Consider the following 13064-nt stretch of genomic DNA (forward strand, 5'->3'; position numbering starts at 1 on the left):
CTCACATATTGGTCTGATTACCGGTCCGAAAACCGTGAGCTGCCGGTGCGCCTATGAGGACAAACCACCCAAATGAACAGAGCGTTTAACTGCATTGGTATTGTAGGTCATCCACGTCACCCACATGCATTGACCACCCATGAAATGCTGTATCACTGGTTACGTGCGCAAGGATACAAGGTCGTGCTCGAACAACAGATCGCCCGCGAATTGCAGTTAACCGAGGCCGCTACTGGCAGCCTGTCGGAAATTGGTCAGCAGGCTGATCTGGCAGTGGTGGTCGGCGGTGATGGCAACATGCTGGGCGCAGCGCGGGTGCTGTCGCGCTACGATATCAACGTCATTGGCGTCAACCGTGGCAATCTCGGTTTCCTCACCGACCTCGACCCGGACCACACCCAGCAGCAACTCAGCGAGGTGCTCGCCGGGCGTTACATCCGCGAACAGCGTTTCATGCTGGAAGCACAGGTGTGCCGCGCAAATCACCCCAACAGCAGTAGCACCGCCATCAATGAAGTGGTGCTACACCCGGGCAAAGTGGCACACATGATTGAATTTGAAGTCTATATTGACGACAAGTTCGCCTTCTCGCAGCGCTCCGACGGCCTGATTATTTCAACCCCCACCGGCTCCACAGCGTATTCGTTATCCGGCGGCGGCCCCATCCTGACCCCATCACTGGATGCGATAGCGCTGGTGCCGATGTTCCCACACACCCTGTCGGCAAGGCCGTTGGTGATCAACAGCAGCAGTGCCATTCGGCTGAAGTTTTCCCACATCACCCAAGATCTGGAAATCAGTTGCGACAGCCAAATTGCGCTGCCAGTTCAGGAAGGTGAAGAGGTCCTCATCCAGCGCAGCCAGTACCACCTGAATTTGATCCACCCAGAAAATTATAGCTATTTCAACACATTAAGTAGCAAGCTCGGCTGGTCCAAAAAATTATTCTGAAAGTGGCGATTGCCTCTTTACTGTACAAAAAACCAGTCTATACTGTATGTAATAACAGTTGTTGTTACATACAGGACACTATCATGCTGGCGCAACTCACAATCAGTAATTTCGCCATTGTGCGCGAACTGGAAATTGATTTTCAGGCAGGGATGAGCGTCATTACCGGTGAAACCGGGGCGGGAAAATCCATTGCTATTGATGCTCTCGGCCTGTGTCTCGGCAACCGCTCTGATGCCAGCATGGTGCGCCCTGGGGCCACTCGCGCTGACATCTGCGCCCGCTTCTCGCTGACGGATACCCCCGCCGCGTTACGCTGGCTGGAACACAATCAGCTTGATGACAACAACGAATGTCTGTTGCGCCGCGTCATTAGTGCCGACGGCCGCTCTCGCGCCTTTATCAATGGTACCGCGGTGCCGTTGTCGCAGTTACGCGAACTGGGCCAACATCTGATTCAGCTCCACGGCCAGCACGCGCACCAGCTGCTGCTCAAGCCGGAACATCAACGCCATCTGCTGGATGCCTACGCCGATGAATCACAACTGCTTGGTGCCATGCGCCAGATGTGGCAGCAATGGCACCAGAGCTGTCGCGAACTGGCGCAACATCAGCAGGCCACCATCGAGCGGGAAGCGCGCCGGGAATTGTTGCAGTACCAGCTCAAGGAGCTCAATGAATTTGCCCCTCAACCGGGTGAATACGAGCAGATCGATGTCGAATACAAGCGGCTTGCCAACAGCGGGCAATTGATGTCACTCAGTCAGCAGACGCTGCAAATACTCAGCGAAGGTGAAGAGCTGAACGTACTTGGCATGTTGCACAGCGCCAAACATCAGTTATCGGAACTGATCAGCATGGATGAGACGCTCTCCGGGGTGTTTTCCATGCTGGAAGAAGCCAGCATTCAAATTAGCGAAGCCAGCGATGAGTTACGCCATTATTGTGACCGCATGGACCTGGACCCTATCCGGCTCTACGAACTGGAACAGCGTTTGTCGCGCCAGTTAACGCTGGCACGTAAACACCACGTCACACCGGAAGAATTGCCAGCGTATCACCAACAGCTGTTGCAGGAACAACAACTGCTGGAACAGCAAGAAAGTGACCACGACGCCCTGAACCGTGCCGTGCAGGAGTACCATCAACAGGCCCTGCATGTGGCGGAGCAGTTACACATCCGGCGCAGCCAGCACGCCAGTGAACTGGCACAATTGATCACCACCAACATGCATGAACTGGCTATGCCGCACGGCCATTTCACCATCAACGTCACCTTCACCCCAGATTCGCTGACCGCCACCGGTGCTGATCACATCGAGTTCTGTGTCACCACCAACCCCGGCCAGCCACATCAGCCGCTGGCTAAAGTGGCGTCTGGCGGGGAACTGTCGCGTATCGCACTCATTATTCAGGTGATCACCGCCCGCAGAATGGATACACCGGCGCTTATTTTTGATGAAGTGGATGTGGGCATCAGCGGCCCGACGGCGGCTATCGTCGGTAAAATGCTGCGCCAGCTTGGGCAATCAACCCAAGTCATGTGTGTGACCCACCTTCCACAAGTGGCCGGTTGTGGTCATCACCACTACTTTGTCAGCAAACATACCGACGGTGAAGCCACAGAAACCCTGATGCAGCCACTGGGTAAACGTGAACGGCTGCAGGAACTGGCGCGTTTGCTCGGCGGTTCGGCCGTCACCAAAAACACGCTGGCAAACGCCAGAGAATTACTTGCAGCCTAGTGAGGATCAACTTTTTCGAATTCCCGCGGTCTTACAGACGTCTTGCAGGTTTTCAAGTCAGGCAAGGTCTATTATCATCTGCAACCTATGCCCTTAAGGAATGTAATCACTATGCGCTGTAAAACGCTGACTGTCGTCGCTGCGGTGGTTGTTGTTATGTTGACTGCTGGTTGTTCCACACTGGAGCGTGTCGTCTATCGGCCTGACATCAATCAGGGGAACTATCTGGCCCCCGCTGACGTTGCCAAAATTCATAATGGAATGACCAAACAGCAGGTCATCTATACGTTGGGCACCCCAATGCTGCAGGATCCGTTTGGATCAGACACCTGGTACTACGTCTTCCGTCAGCAGCCAGGGCATGAAGCCGTGAAACAGCAAACGCTGACGTTGACCTTCAACAGTCAGGGTGTGCTGACGAATGTGGATAACAAACCCACGTTACAGGCGCAGTAAGTGAGCAGGTCTGGCGAAGTAGCCCTTCATTGGAAGTAGTCCTTCGCTGACCGGCACAAAAAATAAGGCACGTTACCGTGCCTTATTTTTTGAACGCTCTGCGCGCTGACGGCGCAATTCTTTCGGGTCAGCCAGCAATGGCCGGTAGATCTCTACTCGATCGCCATCACTGAGCACGTCGCTTAGCTTCGCCGGGCGGCTAAAAATACCGATTTTATTGACGCTAAGATCGATATCCGGGCGCAACGCCAGCAAACCGGATGCCTGAATAGCCTGTTCCGCGGTACTCCCCGCTTCCAGCGTTAACGGCCGCAAGTACTGACGCTCCGGCAAGGCGTAGACCACCTCAACATGGATCTCAGGCACAGTAAACCTCTTTGGCTCGCAGGGTAAATGCCTGCACCATACTGTTGGCCAGCTCTTTGAAAATTTTGCCAAATGCCAGCTCAATCAATGCATTCTTGAATTCAAAATCCAGATTCAGCTCCACCTTACAGGCATCATCACTCAATGGCGTAAAGCGCCAGTCGCCACTGAGTTGACGGAACGGGCCATCCACCAGTTGCATCAAAATGCATTGATTGTCGATAAGCGTATTGCGGGTGGTAAATGTCTTGCTGATGCCGGCTTTTGACACATCAACCGCAGCCGTCATTTCACTTTCGGAAGAAGACAGCACGCGGCTACCGGTGCACCCAGGCAGAAAGGCAGGGTAAGAAGAGACATCATTCACTAATTTATACATCTGCTCGGCACTGAATGGGACCAGCGCAGACCGGCTGATTTTAGGCATACAATTTTCCGTGATTCATAAAACGCGCAAAATCATACCACCGATGAGCAGCCAGACAACCATTCTGCGAGGAACATCGCACCTGTTCATAAAGAACGGGATGAATCCCGGCTGGGGATTTCATTCACGACGACAACCAGTATAATGACGGCACTATGACAAAGAAAAAAGCACATAAACCCGGTTCTGCCACCATTGCGCTTAACAAGCGCGCCCGCCATGAATACTTCATAGAAGAAGAGATTGAAGCGGGCCTGGCTCTTCAGGGATGGGAAGTCAAATCACTGCGCGCAGGTAAAGCCAATATCAGCGACAGCTACGTGCTGATGCGTGATGGCGAAGCCTACCTGTTTGGTGCCACTTTCACCCCGCTGCACGGCGCTTCCAGCCATGTGGTGTGTGACCCGACCCGAACCCGCAAGCTGCTGCTAAACCAGCGCGAGCTGGATTCGCTCTACGGTCGCGTCAACCGCGAAGGCTACACGGTAGTCGCGCTGTCACTGTACTGGAAAAACGCCTGGTGCAAGGTCAAGATTGGCGTTGCCAAAGGTAAGAAAGAGCACGATAAGCGCGACGACATCAAAGAGCGCGAATGGAAGCTGGATAAAGCCCGCATCATGAAAAACGCGGCCCGTTAACGGCTGCTAGCGTCGCTACCCATCTTTCTGTTATAATAGTGAAATATCTTGGGGCTGATTCTGGATTCGACGGGATTCGCGAAACCCAAGGTGCATGCCGAGGGGCGGTTGGCCTCGTAAAAAGCCGCAAAAAAATAGTCGCAAACGACGAAACTTACGCCGTAGCAGCTTAATAACCTGCTTACAGCCCTCTCTCCCTAGCCTCCGCTCTTAGGACGGGGATCAAGAGAGGTCAAACCTAAAAGAGATCGCGTGGATGCCCTGCCTGGGGTTGAAGCGTTAAATCCAATCAGGCTAGTTTGTTAGTGGCGTGTCTGTCCGCAGCTGGCAAGCGAATGTAAAGACCAGACTAAGCATGTAGTACCGACGGTGTAGGAATTTCGGACGGGGGTTCAACTCCCCCCAGCTCCACCAAATTTGATAGGACAGCAGCAGGACAACATCTTTAAATACAACCAATTAAAGACACAGGCCTGACAGTGACTGGACTATAAAAGGACTAGATTATGCACGTGAACTGCACGTGCATTTCACGTCTATCCCGACAACCCCTGAGTCGCAATCAGGGGTTTTCTGTTTGTAAGAAAATGAAATAAGAAATCCTGCACTGCTATCCTTACCCGAATCGAGTGCTGCTTTTTCCCATGCCGGAATACCTTTCTCTATCGATTGGCAGGATATATACCGTGTGACAATGTACTGCAAACACGCTGGAATCCTGATGTTCCTCTCTCGGTATTATCTCAATAGTGCGGATGGCGGATCTGAACGCCTTTCCTCAACAGCAAAGCTTCACCAAAACCAGACAACCGCGAATAGAGTGAAGTAGATGTACTTGTTTCCTGTTTATCGCGCTTCCTGACGCACATTCCTCTGCCAGACTCCAGCGATCGCACAGAACACATTATGTGATAGTTGTCACATAAAAACAGGCGTCAGATGCTCACAAAACAACCACAAACAGAATAAATGCAAAATCTGCGCAACTTCTTGCTCACTTTCCAGCATAAATCCCTGTTTGCGCAATGGATGCCGTTTTTTCGGGAGGTCTGCGCAACTTTTTGCTCAAATTTGACTTAGGGAAAATGGCGATATTATTTTTCCCTTTAAAAACAATACAATAAAAACTGGCACAGTCATTGCTTTGTAAACGGTGAAGTCACACTAACCGTTCAACAACAAGGAGCAAGACTATGCCAACTCCATGCTATATCAGCATCGAAGGTAAAACGCAGGGCAATATCACCGCCGGTGCCTTCACCTCCGACTCCGTCGGCAACATCTACGTGCAGGGCCACGAAGACGAGATGCTGGTGCAGGAATTCAAACACATCGTCACCGTACCGACCGACCCGCAGTCCGGTCAGCCAGCCGGTCAGCGCGTGCACAAGCCGTTCAAGTTTACCGTCGCCCTGAACAAGGCCGTGCCGCTGCTGTATAACGCGCTGGCCTCCGGCGAAATGCTGCCGACCGTGACCCTGAAGTGGTTCCGCACCTCTGTCGAAGGCAAGCAGGAGCATTTCTTCACCACCACCCTGACCGACGCCACCATCGTCGACATCAACAACCAGATGCCGCACTGCCAGGACCCGTCCAAGCAGGACTACACCCAGCTGATTGAAGTGTCACTGGCTTACCGCAAGGTGGACTGGGAGCACACCGTGGCCGGGACCTCCGGCTCTGACGACTGGCGCGCGCCTATCGAAGCGTAATCACGCCGTCACCCGGACTCCGGTCCGGGTGTTGTCGTTTTCAGCCTGCCCTGAGCGATGAAAGGGGTCATCGCTGAGTGCGGACGCAGACAAGGAATAAGGAGAAAGCCAGGTGGCCAACAGTACCGGATTGCAGTTTACCGTGAAGGTCGGCGCGTTGCCGGACACCACCTTCGCGGTGGTGGATTTTGAACTGAGCGAGGCGCTGAACCAGCCGTTTGCGCTGTCGCTCAATCTGGCCAGCAGCCAGCCCGGCATCGATTTCGGCGCGGTGCTGGACCAGCCGTGCGAGCTGCTGGTGTGGTACGAAGGCGAACTGCAGCGCCGGGTCAGCGGTATCGTCAGCCGCTTTGCCCAGGGCGATACCGGTTTTCGCCGCACCCGCTATCAGGCAGAAGTGCGCCCGGCGCTGTGGCGGCTCGGTCTGCGTACCAACGCCCGCATCTTCCAGACCCAGAAGCCGGACACCATCATCAGTACCCTGCTGGAAGAAGCCGGGATTACCGATTATGCCTTCGCCCTGCGCCACGACCACGCGGTGCGCGAGTACTGCGTGCAGTACCGCGAAAGCGACCTGGCGTTCATCCACCGGCTGGCCGCAGAAGAAGGGATGTTCTACTACCACGAATTTGAGGCTGGCAAGCACCGGGTGGTGTTCGCTGACGATGCCGGTGCGCTCGGCAAAGGCCCGGAACTGTTCTTCAATCTCGCTACACAGGGGCTGAGCGAAGGGGCGTATGTGCGCCGTTTCCGTTATGCCGAGGCGGTGAGCACCGCTGAGGTGGCGCTGAAGGATTACAGCTTCAAGACCCCTGCCTACGGGCTGCTGCACAACAGGATGAGCAGCGAGCTGGACCATCAGCGCGAATCCTACCAGCACTTTGATTACCCCGGCCGCTTCAAGCAGGACCCGAGCGGCAAGGCGTTTACCGGCTACCGGCTGGATGCGCTGCGTGCGGATGCGATAACCGGTGTGGGCGAGTCGAATGCCGCCGAACTGAGGCCGGGTGGCACCTTTACCCTGACCGAGCACCCGAACCCGGCATTCAACCTGGCCTGGCAGGTGGTGGCGGTGACCCACAGCGGCCAGCAGCCGCAGGCGCTGGAGGAAGAGAGCGGCGGCGAGCCGACCACCCTCAGCAACAGTTTCGAGGTGGTGAAAGCCACCACCACCTGGCGGGCGGCCATGCCGTACAAGCCGATGGTGGACGGCCCGCAGATTGCCACCGTGGTGGGTCCGGCGGGCGAAGAAATTTACTGTGACGAGTTTGGCCGGGTGAAGCTGCAGTTCCCGTGGGACCGCTACGGTGCCAGCGACGACCAGAGCTCCTGCTGGGTGAGGGTCAGCCAGGGCTGGGCCGGTGGCCAGTACGGCCTGATTGCCATTCCGCGCATCGGCCACGAGGTGGTGGTGAGCTTTCTGGAAGGCGACCCGGACCAGCCGATTATCACCGGCCGCACCTTTCACGCCACCAACCCCTCGCCGTATCCGCTTCCGGCCAACAAAACCCGCACCTCGCTGCGCACCAGTACCCATAAAGGGGCCGGATTCAACGAACTGCGCTTTGAAGACCAGGCAGGGCAGGAAGAGGTGTTTATCCACGCCCAGAAGGACATGAACACCGTGGTGCTGAATAACCGCAGCACGGCGGTGAATGCCAGTCATACCGAGAATGTCGGCGGCGACCAGACCGTGATGGTGCAGCACAACCAGACGGTGTCGGTGAAGGAAAATCAGGTCACCGAAATTCAGGGCGAGCAGACCGTCGCCGTCACCAAAAACCGTAACACCACCGTTGACGACAACGAGTCGCTGCAGGTGAAAAAAAATATCGCCATCCAGTCCCAGAGCGGCGACATCCTGATTGCCACCGCGGGTGGCTTCATCGCCATTGACAGCGAAGGCAACATTTCCATTACCGGTAAAGGACTGGTGCTGAACGGCACCCGTATCGATTTGAACTGAGGGAGCAGCACGCATGTATCAGATGAACGAAGGCACCCTGGCTATTCCGACGGGCTGGCGCGACGAGTCGCTGCACGTGTTTGTGCTGCCGGGCGATACCGCCAATCTGGTGGTCAACCGCACACCGATTGAATTCGGCCTGTCGCCGGACACCGTCTATGAACAGACGCTGTCACAGTTTTCCGCCCACCTGAAGGGCTATCAGGAGCGTGCCGCCTGGGAACTGGTGCTGGATGGTCAACCCGCACGCGGGCTGGAATATACCTGGCGCTCGCCGGAAGGTCCGATGCATCAGGTGGTGGTGATGCAGGTACGCGGCGAGCTGCTGCTGACCTTTACCGTTACCGCCGCCGGTGAACTGCAGGACGAACAAAAAACCGCGTTGCTGGCGGTCATCGAGACATTTAAAGCCGCGTCCTGAAGGGAGTCACGATGCTCAACGATATTCTGAGCCGGGTGGCCCGGGTGGGGGCCATGCATGCCGGAAACCGTCCCAACCCGCCCGCCGACCGGCCACAACCCTGTCAGGGTAAACCGCCAACGTCGCCGGGCAAGACCATCAAACACAAGAGTTTCCTGGGTGCACTGGCCGGTGCCGTGGCCGGGGCGCTGGTGGCGGCCGCCGTATTTACCGCCGCCGCGGCCGTGGCGGGCGCTATCGCCGTCGCCGTGGTGGGGACTGGCGGGATGGGTGCGGCGCTGGTGGTGGGGGCGGTAAAACTGGCCGCCGGATTTGGTGCGGTCAGCCTGCTGGGTGGGCTGATAGACGCGGTGTCCAGCAAGGTGTCGGCGATGGTGGACAGTGCATCACCGGCCTTCGGGCCGGTGGCGTCCGGCTCGGGTAACGTGTTTGTCGAAAAGCAGCCGGTGGCCCGCGCCACGAAAGATACCGTCGCCTGCACCAAGCACAACAGTCCGCAACTGATTGCCCAGGGCAGCGAGTCGGTATTTGTGAATGACGCACCGGCCGCCCGTATCGACGATAAAACCGTCTGTGGCGCCACTATCAAGGAAGGCGCCTCGACGGTATTTTTCGGCTCCGGGCAGGGCACCTATCTGGAGATTGCCGAAGAGTTTACCGCGCTGCAACGAGCGCTGCTGATTGCGGTGGAGTTTCTGGTGCCACCCAGCCGCGGCATGTTCAAGGGGCTGGGGAAACTGTTCACCCGTGGGCCGATGTGGGTTCTAAAAGGGATGCGTGTCGGGGCGCTGAAAACGCTAAAAGGACTGAAAAGCGCCGTTAAATGTGCCAGTGAGGGATTTCGCAACAACAAGGGATTGTCGCGTGTCACGGAAGCGGTGCGCGGTTTCCTCAAAGACCCGGTTTATATCGCCAGCGGCGAGGTGATTGAATCCCGTACCGATATCGCGCTGGGCCAGACGCTGCCGCTGGTGTTCGAACGCACCTACCGCTCCGCCTCGGTACATGTCGGGCTGCTGGGCCGCGGCTGGCACGACAGCTGGAGCGAGGTGGCGACGGTAACGCGCGACGGCCTCAACACCCACGTGGTCATCACGCTGGCACAGGGCTACGACATCGATTTTACCTTCCATCAGGACGTACAGGCGGTGTACTGCCCGCACTACCCTGAATTTACCCTGCACCGCCGGGGCGAGGGTTTCAGCCTGTGGCACCGCGACCAGCAGACCTGGCGCGACTTTAGCGTGGTGCAGGGCGAGCGCCGGTTGCTGTCGGCCATTCACGATACCCACGACAACCGCATCGAGCTGGTGCGCGACCCGAAAGGCTACCTGCGCCAGGTGCGCCACAGCGACGGCGTCACCCTGCTGCTGGTGTGGCGGGGCGAATTCCTGCACCAGATACAACGCATCGATGGCGGCCAGAAAACGTTGCTGGCCGTGTACCGCCAGGACGAACAGGGCCGACTGGTGGAAGCGGACGCCACCCACGCCTATCACCTCTACTACGAGTACGACGCGGCCCATCGGCTGACCCGCTGGCACGATAACGACCAGACCTGGGCGCGCTACGAATACGACGCACAGGGGCGCTGCGTCTACACCACCTGCGCCGACGGTTTTCTGACCGCCCGCTTCGACTACCTGCCCGACCGGGTGGTAATGACCGACGGCCTCGGCCAGCGCAGCGAATTTGGTTTTAACGACCTGCACCTGATGAGCTGGGAAACATCCCCGCTCGGTCACGTCACCCGCTACGACTACGACGAGGTTGGCAACCTGCTGCGGGAAATCTCGCCCGCCGGGCGGGTGGTCGAATTCGGCTATCTGGACGATACCGGGCGGGTCAGCACCTTTACCGACGCCAGCGGCCATCAGTGGCAGTACGATTATGACGACGCGTTGCGGCTGTGCGGCGTCACCGACCCGCTGGGACGCGAGTGGGGCTGGGCGTATGACGCCGAAGGCAACCCGGAGCGGCTCACCGGGCCGGACGCCAGTGAAGTGCGATTCACCTGGAACCGCTACGGCCTGCTGACCCAGGTCAGCGACGCCGCCGGTGAGGTGCAGGCCCGGTTACAGTACGACCACCGCCAGCGGCTGCTGAGTGCCACTGACGCCGAGAGCCGTACCCAGCAGTTACGCTACGACGGGCAGGACCGGGTGGTGCAGTGGCAACGGGCGGACGGTGCCCGTTTCCGGCTCGGTTACCGCCGGGCCAGCTGGACGCTGCCGGAGCAGCTGATACGCCCGGATGACAAGGAAGAGCAGCGCCAGTACGACCGCCATAACAACCTGCTGAGCTACGTGGACGGTAACGGCGCGTTGTGGCGTCAGAGCTTCGGGCCGTTCGACCTGCTGACCGCACGCACCGACGCCGAAGGCCGCACCTGGCACTACGCGTACGATAAAGAGAGCCAGCAACTGACAACGGTTATTGCCCCGGACGGCAGCCGCTGGCAGTGGTGGCTGGATGCCGACGGGCGGGTCATCCGCGAGCGTGACATGACCGGCACCGAGACCCACTACGGCTACGACGAGGACGGCCTGTGCATCAGCGTGCGCAACGGCGAAGGCGACACCCGCCACTTCCTCTACGACGCCCGCGGCCTGCTGTTGCGTGAAACCGCGCCGGACGACACCCTGCACTACCGGTACGATGCGGTGGGCCGCCTGACCGAGGTCTCGTCAGCCACCGCCCATGTGCAACTGGACTACGACCTGCGCGACCGGGTGGTGCGTGAATGGCACAACGGCACGCTGCTCACCCGCCAGTACGATGACGCGGCCCGCACCGTCACCCGCACCCTGACCTGGGACGGCGACGCCGGGGACACCACCGGCACCCTCGCGCCGCTCACCAGTCTGTTCCATTACACCCGCACCGGCGAGCTGCGGCAGGTGCAGTTGCCGGACGGTGCCGACCTGACCCTGACCCAGGATGCAGCGGGCCGCGAGTCACACCGTCGCGGCGGCAGCGGCTTTGTCCAGCAGCGGGAATACGACGTGATGGGCTGGCTGACGCGGGAGATGAGCGGCGCACAGCACGACGGCCACCTGCTGGCAGCACAGACGCGGGAATACCGCTACGACGGTGCCGGTAACCTGACCGGGGTGCGTCACAACCGCGACGCCGAAGGTTATCGTCTGGACGCCACCGGCCGGGTGCAGGCAGTGCTGAGCGGCGGTGCGGGCAAACCGGTGGACACCCTCGCCCGCTTCCACTACACCCGCACCGGTCTGCCGCAGGAGGCGGGGCGGCTTACCGAGTGGCAGTCTGGCCGACTGGTTCAGCACGATGACACCCATTACCAGTACGACAGGGCCGGGCGGCTTATCCGTAAACAGGTGGTGCAGCCGGGCTACCGCCCGCAGGTGTGGCAGTACCGCTGGGACAGTCGCAACCAGCTGCGGGTGGTGGATACCCCGAGCGGCGAGCGCTGGCTGTACCGTTACGACCCGTTCGGCCGCCGGGTGGGCAAACGCTGCGACCAGAAAGCCGAAGAAATTCGCTACCAGTGGGATGGCGACCAGATAGCGGAAATCCGCCACTACCGCCACGGCCAGTTGGTAGCCCGCCGCCACTGGGTCTACAACGGCTGGGAGCTGGTGGTCCAGCAGCGCCAGCACACCGGCGGCGACTGGGAAACGGATTTTGTCACCAGCAGCCAGAACGGTACCCCGCAGGCGCTGTTCACGCCGGACGGCACCCTGCGCTGGCAGGCCCCGAAAGCCACGCTGTGGGGCCAGCGTCAGGCAGAAAAATCGGAAAGTCCGGACCCCGGCCTGGCCTTCGCCGGGCAGCTCCGTGACAGCGAAAGCGGGCTGTGCTATAACCGCTTTCGGTACTACGACCCGGCCGGTGGGTGTTATGTCTCGCCAGACCCGATAGGGATAGCGGGTGGAGAAAGCAGCTACGGGTATGTGCCGAATCCTAATACGTGGGTTGACTCTTTGGGGCTGGCAGGTTGTCCGGTAATCAGGCAACGAGTTCTGGATAATATTGCGTCTAGCAAAGCTGCGAGAGCCGCCTCAAAGTTTCCAAGTAAAGCCAGAGTTGGTTCTTCTCTAAGCAATGATTATAAAGGAACCTTTTTTGCTGCACATCCAACTTTGCAAGGAAAGGTCATTGTCCATCATGCAGTGGAGCAGCAGGTGTTAAAGCGTTACCCTGGACTATTTAGTACATCTGAAATGCACTCATTGCCTAATTTAAGGGGGATTCCTAAGGAAATTAACTCTGACGTTCATTTAAGTAAAATTAGGATGGAGTGGAATAGATTTTATAAAGCGAATGCTTCTCCCAGTCGTGAAGACTTATTAAACAAGGCTACAGAGATAGATAATATGCTCGGTAACCTCTTTAATCCATCGATAAGGTAA

General features: G+C 58.0%; 10 protein-coding genes and 1 other RNA gene. 9 read left to right on the forward strand and 2 right to left on the reverse strand.

Features of this window, described 5'->3' with window-relative positions:
* The first annotated feature begins 72 nt into the window (after window positions 1-72).
* From nadK to bamE, 3 genes are all read left to right on the forward strand, one after another.
* Window positions 73-951 carry an NAD(+) kinase gene (gene nadK / locus LF929_RS16705; protein ID WP_012883507.1) on the forward strand — a complete coding sequence of 293 codons (879 nt, stop codon included), beginning with the start codon at window positions 73-75 and terminating at the stop codon, window positions 949-951.
* Between the two features lie 83 nt (window positions 952-1034).
* Window positions 1035-2696, forward strand: a complete 1662-nt coding sequence (gene recN, locus LF929_RS16710) for a DNA repair protein RecN (protein WP_210175275.1) — start codon at window positions 1035-1037, stop codon at window positions 2694-2696.
* Between the two features lie 111 nt (window positions 2697-2807).
* Complete coding sequence (bamE, locus tag LF929_RS16715; protein WP_012883505.1) at window positions 2808-3152, forward strand: outer membrane protein assembly factor BamE; 345 nt, start codon at window positions 2808-2810, stop codon at window positions 3150-3152.
* A 72-nt stretch (window positions 3153-3224) separates the two neighbouring features.
* Here bamE and LF929_RS16720 read toward each other — a convergent pair whose 3' ends face one another.
* Together LF929_RS16720 and LF929_RS16725 are read right to left on the reverse strand one after the other, a co-directional pair.
* On the reverse strand, window positions 3225-3518 hold the full coding sequence (locus LF929_RS16720; RefSeq protein WP_016942312.1) for an RnfH family protein: 294 nt from the start codon (window positions 3516-3518) through the stop codon (window positions 3225-3227).
* Entirely contained in the window at window positions 3511-3945 is a 435-nt protein-coding gene (locus LF929_RS16725) for a type II toxin-antitoxin system RatA family toxin (protein WP_016942313.1), read from the reverse strand. Before LF929_RS16725 ends, LF929_RS16720 begins: the two co-directional genes overlap by 8 nt.
* Before the next feature lie 155 nt (window positions 3946-4100).
* Between LF929_RS16725 and smpB the strand changes: the two genes are divergently transcribed.
* The 6 genes from smpB to LF929_RS16755 all read left to right on the forward strand — a co-directional run bounded on the left by smpB (window position 4101) and on the right by LF929_RS16755 (window position 13064).
* Entirely contained in the window at window positions 4101-4583 is a 483-nt protein-coding gene (gene smpB / locus LF929_RS16730) for an SsrA-binding protein SmpB (protein ID WP_016942314.1), read from the forward strand.
* A 50-nt stretch (window positions 4584-4633) separates the two neighbouring features.
* Window positions 4634-4997: a transfer-messenger RNA gene (ssrA, locus tag LF929_RS16735) on the forward strand.
* Between the two features lie 779 nt (window positions 4998-5776).
* Window positions 5777-6295, forward strand: coding sequence for an Hcp family type VI secretion system effector (locus LF929_RS16740; RefSeq protein WP_038904890.1), 519 nt, complete (start codon window positions 5777-5779; stop codon window positions 6293-6295).
* A gap of 112 nt (window positions 6296-6407) precedes the next feature.
* The gene (gene tssI, locus LF929_RS16745; RefSeq protein WP_368678948.1) at window positions 6408-8261 is read left to right on the forward strand and encodes a type VI secretion system tip protein TssI/VgrG; all 1854 of its coding nucleotides are present in this window, start codon (window positions 6408-6410) and stop codon (window positions 8259-8261) included.
* Window positions 8262-8274: 13 nt separating this feature from the next.
* A complete protein-coding gene (locus tag LF929_RS16750) occupies window positions 8275-8682 on the forward strand; it encodes a DUF1795 domain-containing protein (RefSeq protein WP_368678949.1) in 408 nt (135 codons plus the stop codon).
* 11 nt (window positions 8683-8693) lie between these two features.
* Window positions 8694-13064: an RHS repeat-associated core domain-containing protein gene (locus LF929_RS16755; protein ID WP_368678950.1), complete on the forward strand. Its 4371-nt coding sequence runs from the start codon at window positions 8694-8696 to the stop codon at window positions 13062-13064.

It is taken from the genome of Dickeya oryzae (genome assembly GCF_020406815.2).
Classification (GTDB): Bacteria; Pseudomonadota; Gammaproteobacteria; order Enterobacterales; family Enterobacteriaceae; genus Dickeya; species Dickeya oryzae.

Excerpts from the sequence above, each read along its gene's own strand:
- nadK (WP_012883507.1), top strand. The coding sequence starts at position 73 with ATGAACAGAGCGTTTAACTGCATTGGTATTGTAGGTCATCCACGTCAC.
- recN (WP_210175275.1), top strand. The coding sequence starts at position 1,035 with ATGCTGGCGCAACTCACAATCAGTAATTTCGCCATTGTGCGCGAACTG.
- bamE (WP_012883505.1), top strand. The coding sequence starts at position 2,808 with ATGCGCTGTAAAACGCTGACTGTCGTCGCTGCGGTGGTTGTTGTTATG.
- LF929_RS16725 (WP_016942313.1), bottom strand. The coding sequence starts at position 3,945 with ATGCCTAAAATCAGCCGGTCTGCGCTGGTCCCATTCAGTGCCGAGCAG.
- smpB (WP_016942314.1), top strand. The coding sequence starts at position 4,101 with ATGACAAAGAAAAAAGCACATAAACCCGGTTCTGCCACCATTGCGCTT.
- LF929_RS16740 (WP_038904890.1), top strand. The coding sequence starts at position 5,777 with ATGCCAACTCCATGCTATATCAGCATCGAAGGTAAAACGCAGGGCAAT.
- LF929_RS16750 (WP_368678949.1), top strand. The coding sequence starts at position 8,275 with ATGTATCAGATGAACGAAGGCACCCTGGCTATTCCGACGGGCTGGCGC.
- LF929_RS16755 (WP_368678950.1), top strand. The coding sequence starts at position 8,694 with ATGCTCAACGATATTCTGAGCCGGGTGGCCCGGGTGGGGGCCATGCAT.